Origin of the sequence: Mycobacterium pseudoshottsii JCM 15466 (assembly GCF_003584745.1) — a bacterium.
GTDB classification, from domain to species: Bacteria; Actinomycetota; Actinomycetes; order Mycobacteriales; family Mycobacteriaceae; genus Mycobacterium; species Mycobacterium marinum.
In genome coordinates this window covers 5,812,810-5,828,328 of record NZ_AP018410.1, presented here as the reverse complement: position 1 = coordinate 5,828,328, position 15,519 = coordinate 5,812,810, and the positions used below count along the sequence as shown (strand labels likewise).

Sequence of the window (15,519 nt, the reverse complement as noted above, 5' to 3'; positions counted from 1 at the left end):
TCTCTACCGTAGGACGTGTGAACCAACCGCGGCGGAATTGGGACTAACTGCAACGTCAATTCGGTCATCTGGCTGGTGCCAGAACCTGCTCACGCGGCCGGTACCGGGCACCGACGCCCATCCCGCCAACGCCAGCAGCCCGTCCAAAGACAGCGCCAGCGCCGCCACCATCAGCGCACCGACCAAGGCGATATGGAACTGACGTTCCTTGATCCCATCGATCAGGTAGCGGCCCAGCCCGCCCAGGCTGGCGTAGGCAGCCACCGTCGCGGTGGCAACCACCTGCAGCGTCGCGCTGCGCAACCCGCCGAGTATCAGTGGCAGGGCGTTGGGCATCTCGACGCGCAACACCACCTGGGCCTCGGTCATCCCCATCGCACGGGCGGCATCGACCACCAGCGGGTCGACGCTGGCGATGCCCGCGTAGGTGCCGGCAAGTAGCGGCGGCATGCCCAACAGCATCAGCGCGACTATCGGCGGCCCCAGACCCAGCCCGAACAACAGCACACCGAGCAGCAACACGCCCAGCGTCGGCAAGGCGCGCAGCCCGTTGACCGCGCTCACCACCAGCAACTGACCACGGCCGGTGTGGCCGATGATCAACCCAATCGGTATGGCAACCAGTGCCGACGCCGTCACGGCCAGCGCGGTGTATTCCAGGTGCTCGGCGGTACGGTGGGCCAGGCCGGCCGATCCGGTCCAATTTGCGGCGGTGGACAAGTAGGACAGCGCCTGTTGCAGGAAGTTCATCGAGCCCCACCCACGATCGGAGATCTGAACCGACGCCGGCCACGCGAGCTGCGCTCCCACGGCGTGGCCAACCTGCCGGCCACGTTGAGCACCATGTCGATCAGAATGGCCAGGACAAACATCACGGTGATGCCGGCCACGATCTGGTCACTCTTGTCCATCAGGTAACCCGCGGTGAACCAGGTGCCCAGACCGCCGATGCCGATCACCGCCCCCACCGAAACCATCGCGATATTGGTCACGACGACCACCCGCAGGCCGGATACCAGCACCGGAATTGACAGCGGCAGTTCGACTTTCAGCATTCGCGCAATCGGCGAATAGCCGACCGCCACGGCGGCATCCCGGACCTGCGCGGGCACCGCATCCAGGGCCTCCAGCACCGCACGCACCAGCAGGGCGGTGGTGTAGGCCGACAGCGCGATGATCACGTTCGCCTCTTGCAGGATCCGCGTCTTGATGATCAGCGGCAACACCACGAACAGCGCGAGCGACGGGATGGTGAAGACCACGCTGGCGGTTGCCGTCGTCAACCGACGAAGCGTCGGTGCGTGCTGCACGAACAAGCCCAGCGGGATCGCGATCGCCGTACCGATCAGCACCGGAATCAACGACAGCCGCAGATGGACCATGGTCAGCGCCCAGGCGGTGCCGAGGTGGGTCATCAAGTAATGCATACCCGGGCCTTATCGCCGGCTTTTCAACGCGGACAGCACGTCATCGGCCAGCACTCCACCGATGACCTTGCCGCCGTCGTCGACGGCCACACCCATGGATGACGGCGACGACAGCGCGGCATCCAGCGCCTGGCTAAGGTTGCCGTTCGGCCGGAACACCGCCCCGACCACGGTCATGGCGTCCGGCAAGGTCGCACCATCGCGATGGCGGCGCAATCCGTCGGCGTCAATCCAGCCCACCGGGACGTCATCGTCGCTGACCACCAGCGCCCAGCCATCGGGCGGTTGCGACCGCCCCAGACTGCTCACACAGATCCGCTCGAGGTTATGCAGCTCGAGCCCCGCCCCATCGAAGAGTTGCAGCAACCGGTAGCCACGGCCCAAGCCAATGAATTTCGACACGAACTCATTGGCCGGGCGGGCCAGCAGCCGGGCGGGCTGGTCACATTGCTGCAACCGACCGCCCGGCGCGAACACCGCCACCACCTCACCGAGTTTGAACGCCTCGTCGATGTCGTGCGTGACGAAAACGATGGTCTTGTGTAGATCGCTTTGCAGACGCAGGATTTCGTTCTGCAGGTCATGGCGTACCACCGGGTCGACAGCAGAGAAGGCCTCGTCCATCAACAGGATCGGCGGGTCAGCCGCCGGCGCCCGCGCCAGCCCGACCCGCTGTTGTTCGCCACCGGAGAGTTGGGCCGGATAACGGCTGGCCACCTTGGGGTTCAGACCAGGGCTCCGGCGTTGTTGATTAGCGGGCTTGTGAGCTGGGGAATTGTGGATTGAGGAGGTCTAGGCGGCGGTTGGCGGTCAAAGCGGTGATCCGGCAGGCTTCGGCGATGTTGTCGGCGCCGTTGAGGCGGTGCAGATTGATCGCGGTGTTGCGTAGCGTTGCTAGGACCTGTGCGCCGTTTCCGGTATGTGCCCTTTGACGGTCTTCGTCGAAGGTGACGTCGCGTATCCAGTGCAGGCTGTTCTCGATTCCCCAGTGTTGACGCATCCAGGTCATGATCGCGGTAGGGCGGGCGTGCTCGAACGGCAGGCTGCAGATGGCATAGACCACCTCCACGCTGCGCTGGTCGGTGGCGGTGATCAAGCGTTCACGAGTGATCCGGATGATTTGTTTTGCGTAGGGGAAGCCGATTCCTCGTGCAGCGGTGATGATTTGCAGGGTGCGGGTCTCGACACGGCCGTGGCCGCGGGAGTCGTCGGTAGCGGCTGCGGGCACCTCGGCCCAGGGCAGCGCGGTGATACGCGCAAATATTTTGGCTTGGTTGGACTTGACGATCATCAGGTAGTGCGACTTCAAGGTGGCGCAGATCAACTTCGCGGTGACGACCTGGGTATGCATCGCATCCACGGTGACCAGCCACCGCAAGCTACCCGGCAGCAGCGTGAGCAGGGCACGTACGCAGGGAATTTCATTGCTTTTCTCGGCGACAGCGAGTTGACCGAGCACCAATCGGGCACGGTGGGCGAACACCGACACGAGATGCGTGGCTGTCGCTTTGGCGCGTAAAGCACCACGCAGCATCTTGCCGTCCAACGCGATCGGCACCAATCCACTGGGGTCGCTGCTGGCCACGTGTGCAGTGAAGTAACTGCCCATCCTGGCGTTGAGGTCGGCGGGGTCTAGCCGAGACAAAACAGCGCGGAAGGTCTTCTCACTGGGCCGCCGGAACCGGACCCCTAATTGGGCCAACACATCATCGGGAGCGGTGGCCGCCCATGTGGCAAAACCAGCATAGCCGCGCATCCCCGCGGCAGTGGCCAGAACCGCGATCGCCAACAAAGCCATCAGCGAATACCTCCGACCGCGTGGGTCCCTCAGGTCTGGCACCGAGGCCAACACATCGAGAAACTCCGATCCGATGAACTCGCTGCGCTCACCAGGACTCCAGCGGTCGAACACCTCTGGAACCGACGACACAGGCAATACTGAAACGGTAGGCACGGGCAACTCCAGACCAACGACGAACAGTAACCAACTCGATCGTTCTCCAGATAGCCCGTGCCTACACTCCGGCCCCAATAGCGCGGCACCAAAGATCATCAACCCAGCTCACAAGCCTGCTAATCAACAACGCCGGAGGCCTGGGTTGCTTTTGCTGCCGATTTCTGCGACGGATGGTTGTCGCAATATCGTCAGAACCGGTCAGAACGTTCGGGCATGAGTGATGAATTGTCGGGCGGAGAGCCGACGAAGTACGGTGCCGACAGTGATGAATTCCGGCATCCAGCGCAGGCGCGTCCCGTCGCAGACGGGGGCCTCTAGCAGGATGTTTACTGACCGAGCCGGATGGCGGCCAGCGCGCAACGATGAATTGCCTGGCCAAATTGATGAATTAAACTGCGATGTTGGTGAATTTCACCGATGGCCATTAATAATCTTCAGGTATTTCACAGTCGAAATCGTTGAGCTAATGCGCCGGATAATGATATTCGGTTATTCCTAACCGGTGCAGAGACCCGGAACAGTGCAACCGCGATCGGCGAGCTATCGCGCAAGCGCCTGACTCGAGTGTCTGCGCGAGCCCGCTTGACCACGCCCGTGGAAGCGGGCGCCAACGTACCAACAAGAAGATCCTCGGCATCACCAACGTCTTCGCCGCCGAACATGAGTCGACGGTGAGGAGGGCGACATGAACCACATGAACCAGCTGATCGCCGCGGCGACCGGATGCGTCCAGCCCAGCGTCCCCGGCACACCAGGCGCCCGGCCCGCGACACCAGACCCCAACCCGGCCAGCACCCCCGGCGTCATCGAGTGAGATGGCCGTGCTCGGCCGGCAGTTTGACCCGCATTGTGAAAAGGAGAAGGTGATCGCCCATGGCGGAGATGAAGACCGATGCCGCGACCCTGACCGGTCAGGCCCGTCAGTTCGAACGGATCGCTGATGACCTGAAAGCCTCGATCCGGCGGGTGGAGACAAACGCGGCCGGGTTGCTGCTGGCCTGGCGCGGTGATGCCGGCCATGCCGCCCAGGCTGCGATTGCGCTGTATCACCAGGCGGCCACCCAGCAGGTCAAGAAACTCAATGAAATCTCGACAAAGATCTGGACTGCCGCGCAGGACTACACCGACACCGATGACCACGAAACCGGCTTGCTGTCAAACCAAATGAACTTCTAGTCCCCTCCTGAGCATCAGAAACGGAACAGCGACATGGCAGTACTGCACTACAACTTCGCCGCCATCGAGATCGGGGTTGCCGAAATCCAGGCCGAGGTCATCAAAACCCAAAAGCACCTCCACGACGCCAACCAGGTTCTTTCCACCCTGACCGAGGTGTGGGGTGGCAGCGGCTCTGAGGCCTACCAACAGGTCCAACAGCAATGGGATAGCGCCTCTGCTGACCTCAACGCCGCGCTGCAGGCCCTCGCGCGCGCCATCCACCAGTCCAACCAAGAAATGCTGACCACCGAAACAGGCCTCGCGGCCCTGTTCGCCTAGCCCACCAACAGCCAATGACAAACACACGCACAAGGATCCGCGAATGACGACATCGAAGAACCCAGTCACTGTCGATGCCCCTGTCCTGGCGGCTGCCGGGGACGCGCTGCGGGGCCTCTCGTTTCCGTCACCGCCGAAGCCGCCGATCGGGCTGGAAATGGACTACGCGGTGATCGCGGCCAATGAGGTGCTGCCGCACATCTACTTCGCGGTGAAGGACGTGCTCAACACCGCTCAATCCACCCTGCACCAGTTGGGCTCCAACATCGTCACCGCGGCCAACACCTATACGAACACCGACAAAACGCTGGGTGAGCAGCTCAGCCAGTACAAGTTCCAACCGCCGGCGGCCGCGAATCCGGCGCCGGCGGGTACTGGCGTCGAGGACTGACGCAAACATGACGAGACGTCCAGATGTGCAGGTGGCGCCCAAAGGCCTGACGCCGAAAGGCGCCGAGTTGGAGGTGCAGAGCGCGGCGGAAGTCCTGACCCTTTCGGGCGACACGTGGCGGACCTCCTGTACGGGCGGAAGCCAGGCGCCGCAACAACTTGCGCAGGGTTTCGAGCGGGCGGCCAAGAACCATCGGGGCACCGACCGAGCGGCCCGGGTCTGGCGTGCGTACCTGCAAGAGGTGCTGGAATCCGCCGACCCGCAGATGCCAGCCGAGCTCGATGAGCGGCTGGCTCGAGCGCTGCCGCACTTGCACGGCATTCTGTCGGCCCTGGCCGACGTGATCGATGAGGGTTTTCAGATCGTGAGAGGTGGCTAGGCGATGCCGCAGATAATCAAGAAACCGGACACTCCCAACTCGGAGGCGATGCTCGAACCGAACGGGTGGCCGAACGTCTACGAGCTCGACCTGATCAACCAGGCCCGTGATTACTTCATGGCACACAAGCAACTGAGCGAAGTGCACTCGGCTTGTCTCAAGCAGATGAGCGAGATGTTCACCAAAGATGTCTGGTCGGGAGATGCCGCTGAGGCCGCCCACGCCAAGCTCAGCGACTTCAGCTCGCGGCTGGAAACCGTGGTCAAACAGCTGTTGGGCGTATACATCTGGTACGGCGACATGGCCGCGCTGCTCATGACGGTCAAGAAGCGAATCTGCATGCTCGTCATAGAGACTGAAGCGGAGGTGGACGAACTCGAGGCGTCCGCGGAGGAAAACCCCGCAGCGCCCCTTCAGATCATGGCGCTGCTCGCTGAGGCCAACGCGTCGAACACCGCCATGGTGGTTACCGTCGCAACGGCGCTGCAGACGGGCTTGGGATTGATCCCGGAGGACATGTTCCCGGCGATCGATATGAACTCACCCGCGGATTACCTCCCCGATCTCGACCCGCCGCTACCGCCGCTACCCGCGCCGATCTCCAACAACATCCCCAAGCCGATAAAGCCACTACTGGGCCAGCAAGAACAGGCTTCGGACTCGACGTCATCGGACACCGTGCAACCCACGTCGGGGAGCACGCCGGCAGCCACCTCGGTGCCGACTTCGGGTGCGACGGCCGCGTTGAGCCCGCTGTCGAGTCTGAGTTCACTGTCGTCTCTGGCGTCGATGTCGGGTGCGGGAATGTCGGGATCCTCGGCGGCCGCCCCTCAAGGTCCGCCTTCCTCGGAGCCGGACACGTCGGCAGCCGAGCCGGCCGCTGCACCGGTGCCCACCGGTGGGGGTGGCGCGCACCCGGGTGGACAAGGGATCCGGCCCCAGTTCTTGGGGCCGGAGGTCGGGGCGAGTTCCCCAGTACCGCAGGCTGATCCGGCGGCCGCCGCGTCGGGCGCTTCGTCAGCCTCGGCGGCACCGACGACATCGATTGCGTCGGGGGGTGCCGCCGCGGGGCCGGGCGTGCGTTCGAGTGCTCCGGTAGCCGGCACCCGATCGGGTCGAACGCCCACCACGCCGGCAGCAGACAAGTCAGCGGGCAAGGCCCCGGTGCACGCCCGATCCACTGCGGATGGGGACTTCGCCGGCACCGCCGAGACGATGGATGCTGATGCGCTGGTGGCGATTCCGGTGGCCGCCGCGCTGGCGGAACGTGATGCGATCGCTGCGGCCTCGACGCCACGCACCAGCGAGGCGCCCGATCCATTGGCCCTGGCCCGACGCATCGCCGCGGCGCTGAACGCACCCGATGTCGGCGGCACCGATGAATTCGGGTTCTTCTGGGTCACCGCTGTGACCGCCGACGGTGAGATCGTGGTGGCCAACAGCTACGGGCTGGCCTACATCCCCGACGGGGTGCACCTGCCGGCAGCGGTGCACATGGCCAGCAGCGACCGGGGGATCGCCGCCAGCGAGCGGGCCCGCTGGGCCACCTACCCGGTGATGGCCGTGCAGGGCTGGGCCGCCCATCACAACGCCACGCTGCGCGCGATCATCGCCACCGAAGAACAGCTGGCCAACTGCGATCCCGGCGTGCCGAAGATTCTGCTGCAACCCGACGAGATCCCCGACACCGGCCAGATGAGCGGTCGAACTCGGCTGGAAGTGGTGGACCCACGCGCGGCCAAGCGCCTGGCCGCGACCGTTGATGCGCGTCTGATCGACTTGTTACCCGCCGCACCGGCGGATGCCAATGCGCCGGTCGATCGACGCCACAGGTTGTGGTTCGAGGTACTCAAACCCATGGGCAGCGAGTGCGCGGGCCGCGAGATTGCGCGCGTGGCCGAGTTCTACAACTACGCGGCCCACAGCCAAGAGATTCTGCTTTGGCGGGCACACAACGCCGTCGACGCCGACGCCCAGCGCGCTGCGGTGACCGACTGGCTGTACTGGCTGTACATCACCGCGCAACTCGACAGCGCACAAGCAATCGCTGCCTGATGGGGGTCGGCTGCTCACGCCCTGGCCGAGCCGGCACTCGGCCAGGGCGTGAGTGGGCAAGGTGGTCCCTCGGGGCGCAGCTGACCGCGTCAACCATCGGAGGTAGCTAAGCGATGCCCATCCCAAGACCGACCACTGCCGACGCCCCGGCGATGCTCGAACCTGACGGATGGCCCGGCATCGAGGAAGACCTCGTGTCGGACCTGGCGGTGATGTTGCGCCGCACGTGCGCGCAGCTCGAAGACGTGGGGGAGGCGTGCTGGGAGGCGGGGGCGCTGTTTGAGGATGGTCGTTGGCAGGGCCCGGCCGGCGCCGCAGCCGCTGTGAGGTTCGAGGAAATCCTGGAACAGATGAGGTCCGTGCTGGCCGCTATCGCACTTGTCACCGACTGGCACTTCGACGTGTGCGAATTCGCCACGGAGGTCAAGGAGGATATCTTCGCCGGCGTCCTCAGCACTCAAGCGCTGATCGAGGCGACACGGGAGGCCCAACCCGAAGCGGTCCCGCCGTTGATCGCGGCGCAGCATGTGAGCAACATCTTGAAGGTCAGCGGGCTCGGCCTGCACATTGGGGCCGACGGCACGGTGCTGCTGGCCGAGATCTGAGCGGCACAGATCAAGATCGCCAACGGGATCCGCACACCAGGTCCCTACCAAGTCCGAAGAGCCGGTCAACGCCGGACCGGATTGGTCAGCTGGCGCGCGTTCGCCCGGCCGGGGTGACCTACCTCCCGGCTGCATCGGCCTCTTGGTAGGCGCGGGCCGCGGCAGCCATATCATTCGACAGCTGGAAAAGATCCTTTTGGATAGCCAGCAGCCTCGCGTTCAACGTTCCCAACATGGCCGGCGAAAGCCGATTGAAATGCACTGATGCCGGATCAGTTCCGATCGCAAGGACTCCCGGCGGAATCCTCGGAAAGTCAGCTGCGGTACTGATCGCGAACAGCTCACCCGCCGCAGTCCGCAGGCTGGGGATACTGACGGTCAGAGGGGAGGTCATTGCTGGATCCCTTTGGTTGTCTTCGGCGTTGGGCGTTGGTAGGTGGAGTGATTGACCGCTGCCGGCTTGGCTGGTTAGTAGTCGAGTGCTTCGCGTAGTGCGGCAGCACTACGCGCCGTCGCACTACGCGAAGCACTGGGCTACTGAGCGGCCAAGATGGCAATCCGCTATGGGTTAGATCTCAATATCCCCACTGTCAACGATCGTTGAATACACTGGTTGGCATGCCCGTGAAGACGCGAGACGCAACCGCCACCCGGTCAGCGATCCTGGATGCTGCACAGTCCCAGTTCGGGGAGAACGGGTTCGAGCGAACAACCATCCGATCGGTGGCCAAGGCCGCCGGGGTCGATCCGGCGCTGGTCATGCACTACTTCGGCAGCAAGGCGGGGCTCTTCACGGCAGCCACCCGATTCGACATCAAATTCCCGGATCTCTCGGGCATCCCAATGGACCGCATCGCCGACGCGCTGCTGCCCAATTTCCTCAGGGTGTGGGGGCCCAGGGGGGCATTCCTCCCGCTACTGCGCGCGGCCGCGACCAACCGTGACGCGGCGGACGCGCTGGTCGAGGTGTTCGTCGACCGGGTCGGCCCAGCGCTATCGGCGATCGTGCCGGACCGGGGGCCCGAACGCGCCGCGCTGGTGGCAGCGCAAATGGTCGGTGTGGCGACGGCCCGCTACGTAATCGGCCTCCCGCCGTTGCTGCACATGGACGACGAGGAACTCATCAGATGGCTGCGGCCGGTGATCGTGCATTACCTGACCGACCCCGCGCCGTGACGACCGTTTCCGGATCCGAACTTGCCCGAGCCGGCTTCCCCGTTGCGCTGCCGGTGGGCTATTCGAGCGCGGCGCTGGCGGCGTGGGTGCCGGCTCGACGCCCGGAAAACACGCAATCTGCGATGGACAGCCCGCTGACATAGGAGTTGGAGCAGATGCCGGTTGCCGTGCGAGCCGCACCGAACAAACCGGGAATCGCCGCACCGGATGCGTCGAGCACGGCTCCGGTCTGTTCATCGACCTTGATCCCGCCGAGGGTCAGCATCGGGGTGGGGTTGAGCAGGCTGGGCCGAACCGAGATGTTCAGCAGGGTGAAAGGAGCGCGGGCTACTCGGCGCACAAATTCCGCGGGCTTACCGGCGGGGTCTGTCGCTGCGGCGTCGATTGCGTTGTTGTGCGCGTCGACGGTGGCCTGCAGGCCGTCGGGATCGACGCCCGCCTTGCGCGCCACGTCGGCCAGCGTCTCGGCCCTCACCGAATCGGCGACCATCAATGCCGCGGCTTGAGCGCGCTGAAACCACAACGGCTGCTTGAGCATCTGGCGCCGAGCTTCATTCATCAAGTCCGCATCGGTGACCAGCCATGCCCTGGCGTTGTGATCTTGCACCAAGGCTTTGCCGACCGCAGCGCCGTACCGACTCTCGTCGATGACGCGTTGACCTTGCTGGTCGACCATGACGGTGCTGATGAATGCGCTCGGTGGCGTGATGAAGCGCCATGCCGAGACGTTGTCCATCCGTTCGGTGACCGCTCCCACGCTCTGTGCCAGCGCAATACCGCTGTCATCATCACCGCTGGTGCCGAGTTGAAGCCCGGTCACGTAGCGCGGGGCATACCGTTTGATCCATTCGCTGTTGGCGATGAAGCCACCGGCACACACGATCACCCCTCGGCGTGCCCGGATCTGAACCGCGCGGGCGTAGCGTCGCTCAAGGGCACGCAGGCGGCGCTCCATCAAGTTTCGCAGCGGCGGATAGTAGATCCCGGGCTTGGTGGACACCGCCGCTAACGCGGCATACGCCCGCCGAATGCGGGGTGGCGCATCGTGCATCGTCATCGCTTCGACTCCGGTCACCCGACCCGTCGAGTCCTGCAGCAGCTTTGTCACCTTGGTGTGGGGGTAGAACTGAACACCAAGGGAGAGTGCGGCTTTGGCCAGTGGCGCATATAGCTGCTTGCCCGAGGTGCCTTTTCCCTTGACTCGGTGTCCGCGCTGGACGGGCGGAGTGTGGCTGCGAAACGCCCCGGAATTCTCGCTACCCGAGTGGTAGAGGTAGTAGTGATTATTCGGAAACGAGGTTTTGTAGGGACAAACGGTGGAGTCGAAAGGCACGCCGTAGTTGCTCAGCCAGTCGATCATTTCGGGGCTACCGCGCACGAATGATTCCAGGGTCGACTCGCTGACTGCATCTGCGACTTCGAGGCGGAGATAGGTCAGCATCTGTTCGAAGCTGTCGCGCACACCGGCTTGCTGCTGGACCGCCGTACCACCGCCGGCATAGATGATGCCGCCCGATATCGCTGTTGCGCCACCACCATTAGCCCGATCCAGCGCCACCACCTGCACGCCCTGTTCGCGTGCCGTGATGGCCGCGGACACACCTGCCGCGCCAAAACCGATCACGACTACGTCGGTGGATTCGACAATGTGCTCCGGTGTGTCATCAGCCATGCGGCTACCCCAATCAGTCTTCGCTTGCCGGCGCGGGTGACTGTAACAGGTGCCAATGCGCGGCGAAGGGGATCGAGGCGGGCTGCACCGGCGGCATGGGGAGCGACCGAAACGTCCTCAGCACTCGACGATGTTGACAGCGACGTTGATGGCCAGGCCGCCGGCCGAGGTCTCCTTGTACTTGGCGTGCATGTCGGCGCCGGTAGCCCGCATGGTGTCGATCACCTGGTCAAGGGTCACGCGGTGGAAACCGTCACCCCGCAGCGCCATTCGGGCGGCGTTGATGGCCTTACCCGCGGAGATCGCGTTGCGCTCGATGCAGGGGATCTGCACCAGCCCGGCGATGGGATCGCAGGTCAGGCCAAGGCTGTGTTCCATGGCAATCTCGGCGGCGTTCTCCACTTGCCGCGGCGTGCCACCGAGGACCTCTGCCAGTCCGGCGGCGGCCATCGCGGCCGCGGAGCCGACTTCGCCCTGACAGCCCACCTCGGCCCCGGAAATCGACGCCCGCTCCTTGAATAGGGATCCGATGGCGCCCGCGGTCAGCAGAAAACGAACCGTGGCGTCGTCGGAGTCCGCGGTACCGGCCCGTGTGTAGTGGGCGGCGTAATGCAGGACGGCGGGCACAATGCCGGCCGCACCGTTTGTTGGCGCCGTGACGACGCGGCCGCCGGAAGCGTTCTCCTCATTGACGGCCAGCGCAACCAGGTTGACCCAATCCTCGGCGAATTCGGGTTTGCGGTTCGGGTCTTCGGCGTTCAAGCGCTCATACCAGCTCTTCGCGCGACGCCGCACCTGCAGGCTGCCAGGGAGTAAACCGTCGCGCGAAATGCTCTGCTGTTCGCACTCCACCATGACGTCGCGTAGGTGCAGCAGACCGCTTCGGACGTCTTGTGCACTGCGACAGCATGATTCGTTGCGTAGCGCCACCTCGCTGATCGAGATGCCGAATTGGTCGCAGATGTCGAGCAACTCCTGGCCCGAGGAGTACGGCAGGGGGGTGCGACATGAATGGCGGTCGTCGCTGTGATCGGAACCCGCTGTGACGATAAAGCCGCCGCCGACAGAGAAGTAGGTCTCGGTGGCCAGCACCCGCCCGCCGGAATCGGTGGCGGTCAGCGTCATCCCGTTGGGGTGGGTGGGCAAGACGACGTCGGGATGCAGCTTGACGTCCCCCTCGGTAAGGGGGACCGCCACGGTGCCGTCGATCCGGGTGACTCCGGACTCGGCGATTTCGGCGAGCCGGCGCTCCTTGGCTTCGCTGCTGATCGCCTCGGGCTGAAAGCCTTCCAGGCCGAGTAGCACCGCGGACATGGTGCCGTGGCCCGCGCCGGTGGCCGCGAGTGAGCCGAAGAGATCGATTTGTACCGCGGCGACGGCATCGCGCTGCCCCGCGCTGCGCAGCGCAGCGATGAATTCGTTGGCCGCGCGCATCGGGCCCACGGTGTGGGAACTGGAGGGCCCGATGCCCACGGTGAAGAGTTCGAAAACGCTGATCGTCATGGCTTGTGCAGTTCCGGGTACAGCGGATAGCGCGCGGCGAGCTCCTGGACCTGCTTGCGCAGCTCACCCAGCTGGTCGTCGTCAGCAGCGGTCAGCGCCGCCGCGACGATGTCGGCTACGGCACCGAAGTCATCGTGGGAGAAGCCGCGCGAGGCCAGCGCGGGGGTGCCGATGCGCAGCCCGGAGGTGACCATCGGGGGCCGCGGATCGAATGGGACGGCGTTGCGGTTGACCGTGATGTCGACGGCGGCCAGCCGGTCCTCGGCTTGCTGGCCATCAAGGTCGGCGTTGCGCAGGTCGACCAGCACCAGGTGAACGTCGGTTCCGCCGGTCAGCACGGTGATGCCCCGTTCGGCGACATCGGGCTGGTTCAACCGATCGGCCAGGATTTGGGCACCGTCGAGGCAACGCTGTTGGCGCTGCACGAATTCGGGCTGCGCAGCCATTTTGAAGGCGGTGGCCTTCGCGGCGATGACGTGTTCGAGCGGCCCGCCCTGCTGGCCGGGGAACACCGCGGAGTTGATCTTCTTGGCGATGGCCGCATCGTTGGACAAGATGATGCCGCCGCGCGGCCCACCCAGCGTCTTGTGCGTGGTGGAGGTGACGACGTGCGCGTGCGGCACCGGGCTGGGGTGCAGGCCGGTGGCGACCAGGCCGGCGAAATGTGCCATGTCGACCATCAGCACGGCACCGACCTCGTCGGCGATCTCACGGAATCGGGCGAAGTCCAACTGCCGGGGGTATGCCGACCAGCCCGCGATGATCATCTTGGGCTGGTGATCGCGGGCTGCTTGAGCGACGGCATCCATGTCAATGAGGTAGTCGTCTTTGGACACCTCATAGGCCGCGACGTTGTAGAGCTTGCCGGAGAAATTGATCCGCATCCCGTGGGTGAGGTGGCCCCCGTGAGCCAGCGAGAGCCCGAGAATGGTGTCTCCGGGATTGAGCAACGCGTGCATGGAGGACGCATTGGCAGTCGCACCCGAATGTGGTTGCACGTTGGCGTATTCGGCGCCGAAGAGCGCTTTGACGCGGTCGATGGCCAATTGCTCCACGCCGTCGACGAATTCGCAGCCGCCGTAGTAGCGCCGGCCCGGGTAGCCCTCGGCGTACTTGTTGGTCAGGACCGAGCCTTGGGCCTGCATCACCGCCAGCGGTGCGTAGTTCTCCGAGGCGATCATTTCCAGCCCGGTTTCCTGGCGGTTGAGCTCGCTGTCGATCAGGGCCGCGATGTCGGGGTCGAAGGTGCTTAGGGATTCGTTGAGGATGCTCACAAGCTTAGTCCGTTCTGTCCCGCGTACTCGCTGGCGGTCAACAGATCTCCTACGGCCGTCGGCTGCACGGAGTACAGCCATCCCGCGCCGTAGGGATCGGTGGCGATGGTTGCCGGGTCATCGACGGCGGCGGTGTTGACCTCGACGATCTCACCGCTGGCGGGGGCGATCAAATTCGAAACGGTCTTTGTCGATTCCACTTCCCCGCAGGATTCGCCCGCGGAGACGGTCTCGCCGACCTCGGGCAGTTGCACGAAGACGAGGTCGCCGAGGGCTTCGACGGCCACCGAGGTGATGCCGACGCGGACGGGACCGTCGGGTGTGGCCGCACCGGGCGCGATGTCGATCCACTCGTGGTCAGCGGTGTAGCTGCGGTCGCCAGGTATTTTGCGGTCGGTCATGGTCGCCTTTCTTGGGATGCGTGGGCGGTCGCGATGGTCATGAGGATCAGGCTGGGCGCGGTCGCACGTAGAACGGTGTCGCGACTACCCGGAAGCGTTCCATGCTGCCCCGGATATCCACGGCGACAATGGAATCAGCGTCTACCGTGCCGGCGTCGACGTAGCTGATCGCGATCGGGTAGCCCAGCGTGGGAGAAAGGGCCCCCGACGTGACCGTCCCGATCTGCCGTTGGCCGTCCTCGGTGTACACCGCATATCCGGCCCGAGCGGCGCGCTTGCCGAGTCCCTGCAGGCCGATCAGCGTGCGTCGCGGTCCCTGCGCGGCCAGTTCGGCGAGGGCATCGCGGCCGACGAAGTACTTCTCGAGCCGTACCGTTCGGCCCAGTCCCGCGTCGTATGGGCTGGTCTCCAGCGAGAGTTCATGGCCGTAGAGCGCCATACCGGCTTCCAGCCGCAGCGTGTCGCGGCAGGCCAATCCGGCCGGGATGACGCCGTCGGCGCGACCGGCGTCGAGTAGCAGGTGCCAGACCGGGGCGGCGTGCGCGTTGTCGACGTAGAGTTCGAATCCGTCTTCGCCGGTGTATCCGGTGCGGGCCAGCAGCACTGGTATCTCGCCCAGCTGTACTTGCGTGGCCGCGTAGTACTTGAGCTCGGTGACCGTGGCCCGGTCGGCCTCGGCGACCACCTTGCACAGCATCCGCTCGGCGACGGGTCCCTGCAACGCGATGAGCGCGGTGTCCTGGGAGCGGTCGGTGACCGTGGCGTCGAATCCGGCGGCCCGTTGGACCAGCGCTTCGTAGACGGCCGCCACGTTGGCGGCGTTGGCAACGACGAGGAAATTGTCCTCGGCGAGCCGATATGCCACCAGGTCATCGATCACACCGCCGTCCTCCCGGCACAGCAGTGAGTACTTGGCCTTTCCTACCTTGAGGCCGGAGAACGCGCCCACCAACGCGTAGTCCAGGGCGGCCGCGGCCCCGGGACCGAGGACCTCGATTTCGCCCATGTGCGACAGATCGAACAATCCGGCGGCGCTGCGCACGGTGTGATGTTCGGTGAGCTCGCTGCCGTAGCGCACCGGCATTTGCCAGCCGGCAAAGTCGGTGAAGCGGGCACCCAGCTCATGGTGCTGCTGCAGCAATGGAGTGGCCGGTGTGATTCTGCTGGTCGTCATGTCTATTC

Annotated in this window: 17 protein-coding genes and 1 pseudogene; 8 read left to right on the top strand and 10 right to left on the bottom strand. The window is 64.8% G+C overall.

Annotated elements, in window-relative coordinates; genetic code table 11:
- Positions 1 to 3 precede the first annotated feature (3 nt).
- The 4 genes and pseudogenes from MPSD_RS26735 to MPSD_RS26720 all read right to left on the bottom strand — a co-directional run bounded on the left by MPSD_RS26735 (position 4) and on the right by MPSD_RS26720 (position 3,381).
- Complete coding sequence (locus MPSD_RS26735; RefSeq protein WP_015357580.1) at positions 4 to 750, bottom strand: ABC transporter permease; 747 nt, start codon at positions 748 to 750, stop codon at positions 4 to 6.
- Positions 747 to 1,427: an ABC transporter permease gene (locus MPSD_RS26730; protein WP_012396805.1), complete on the bottom strand. Its 681-nt coding sequence runs from the start codon at positions 1,425 to 1,427 to the stop codon at positions 747 to 749. Before MPSD_RS26730 ends, MPSD_RS26735 begins: the two co-directional genes overlap by 4 nt.
- 9 nt (positions 1,428 to 1,436) lie before the next feature.
- Positions 1,437 to 2,159 (bottom strand): annotated as a pseudogene (locus MPSD_RS26725) (ATP-binding cassette domain-containing protein); the annotation flags it as partial.
- A 19-nt stretch (positions 2,160 to 2,178) separates the two neighbouring features.
- A complete protein-coding gene (locus MPSD_RS26720; RefSeq protein WP_420811983.1) occupies positions 2,179 to 3,381 on the bottom strand; it encodes an ISAs1-like element IS2404/ISMul1 family transposase in 1,203 nt (400 codons plus the stop codon).
- 688 nt (positions 3,382 to 4,069) lie between these two features.
- Here MPSD_RS26720 and MPSD_RS30360 point away from each other — a divergent pair.
- From MPSD_RS30360 to MPSD_RS26680, 7 genes are all read left to right on the top strand, one after another.
- On the top strand, positions 4,070 to 4,198 hold the full coding sequence (locus MPSD_RS30360) for a hypothetical protein (RefSeq protein ID WP_015354011.1): 129 nt from the start codon (positions 4,070 to 4,072) through the stop codon (positions 4,196 to 4,198).
- 59 nt (positions 4,199 to 4,257) lie between these two features.
- The gene (locus MPSD_RS26705) at positions 4,258 to 4,560 is read left to right on the top strand and encodes a WXG100 family type VII secretion target (RefSeq protein ID WP_020785611.1); all 303 of its coding nucleotides are present in this window, start codon (positions 4,258 to 4,260) and stop codon (positions 4,558 to 4,560) included.
- Positions 4,561 to 4,593: 33 nt separating this feature from the next.
- A complete protein-coding gene (locus tag MPSD_RS26700; protein WP_020785612.1) occupies positions 4,594 to 4,881 on the top strand; it encodes a WXG100 family type VII secretion target in 288 nt (95 codons plus the stop codon).
- 43 nt (positions 4,882 to 4,924) lie between these two features.
- Positions 4,925 to 5,272, top strand: a complete 348-nt coding sequence (locus MPSD_RS26695; protein WP_015354014.1) for a hypothetical protein — start codon at positions 4,925 to 4,927, stop codon at positions 5,270 to 5,272.
- A gap of 7 nt (positions 5,273 to 5,279) precedes the next feature.
- Positions 5,280 to 5,651, top strand: a complete 372-nt coding sequence (locus tag MPSD_RS26690; RefSeq protein ID WP_223161359.1) for a hypothetical protein — start codon at positions 5,280 to 5,282, stop codon at positions 5,649 to 5,651.
- Between the two features lie 3 nt (positions 5,652 to 5,654).
- Positions 5,655 to 7,706, top strand: coding sequence for a hypothetical protein (locus tag MPSD_RS26685; protein WP_086085637.1), 2,052 nt, complete (start codon positions 5,655 to 5,657; stop codon positions 7,704 to 7,706).
- Positions 7,707 to 7,858: 152 nt separating this feature from the next.
- Positions 7,859 to 8,311 carry a hypothetical protein gene (locus MPSD_RS26680; RefSeq protein WP_232022682.1) on the top strand — a complete coding sequence of 151 codons (453 nt, stop codon included), beginning with the start codon at positions 7,859 to 7,861 and terminating at the stop codon, positions 8,309 to 8,311.
- A gap of 118 nt (positions 8,312 to 8,429) precedes the next feature.
- Here the strand turns inward: MPSD_RS26680 and MPSD_RS26675 are convergent, their stop codons facing one another.
- Positions 8,430 to 8,705, bottom strand: a complete 276-nt coding sequence (locus tag MPSD_RS26675; protein ID WP_015354018.1) for a hypothetical protein — start codon at positions 8,703 to 8,705, stop codon at positions 8,430 to 8,432.
- 224 nt (positions 8,706 to 8,929) lie between these two features.
- Between MPSD_RS26675 and MPSD_RS26670 the strand changes: the two genes are divergently transcribed.
- Positions 8,930 to 9,487, top strand: a complete 558-nt coding sequence (locus tag MPSD_RS26670) for a TetR/AcrR family transcriptional regulator (RefSeq protein WP_011742382.1) — start codon at positions 8,930 to 8,932, stop codon at positions 9,485 to 9,487.
- Positions 9,488 to 9,545: 58 nt separating this feature from the next.
- On the opposite strand, the gene MPSD_RS26665 is transcribed toward MPSD_RS26670, so the two are convergent.
- The 5 genes from MPSD_RS26665 to gcvT all read right to left on the bottom strand — a co-directional run bounded on the left by MPSD_RS26665 (position 9,546) and on the right by gcvT (position 15,511).
- Entirely contained in the window at positions 9,546 to 11,159 is a 1,614-nt protein-coding gene (locus tag MPSD_RS26665) for an FAD-binding protein (protein ID WP_086085639.1), read from the bottom strand.
- A gap of 117 nt (positions 11,160 to 11,276) precedes the next feature.
- Positions 11,277 to 12,662, bottom strand: coding sequence for an L-serine ammonia-lyase (locus MPSD_RS26660; RefSeq protein ID WP_015354020.1), 1,386 nt, complete (start codon positions 12,660 to 12,662; stop codon positions 11,277 to 11,279).
- On the bottom strand, positions 12,659 to 13,936 hold the full coding sequence (glyA, locus tag MPSD_RS26655; protein WP_011742385.1) for a serine hydroxymethyltransferase: 1,278 nt from the start codon (positions 13,934 to 13,936) through the stop codon (positions 12,659 to 12,661). Before glyA ends, MPSD_RS26660 begins: the two co-directional genes overlap by 4 nt.
- Positions 13,933 to 14,337 carry a glycine cleavage system protein H gene (locus MPSD_RS26650; RefSeq protein WP_015354022.1) on the bottom strand — a complete coding sequence of 135 codons (405 nt, stop codon included), beginning with the start codon at positions 14,335 to 14,337 and terminating at the stop codon, positions 13,933 to 13,935. The genes glyA and MPSD_RS26650 overlap by 4 nt, the downstream gene beginning before the upstream one ends.
- A 46-nt stretch (positions 14,338 to 14,383) precedes the next feature.
- Positions 14,384 to 15,511 carry a glycine cleavage system aminomethyltransferase GcvT gene (gene gcvT / locus MPSD_RS26645; protein ID WP_015354023.1) on the bottom strand — a complete coding sequence of 376 codons (1,128 nt, stop codon included), beginning with the start codon at positions 15,509 to 15,511 and terminating at the stop codon, positions 14,384 to 14,386.
- Between the last annotated feature and the right edge of the window lie 8 nt (positions 15,512 to 15,519).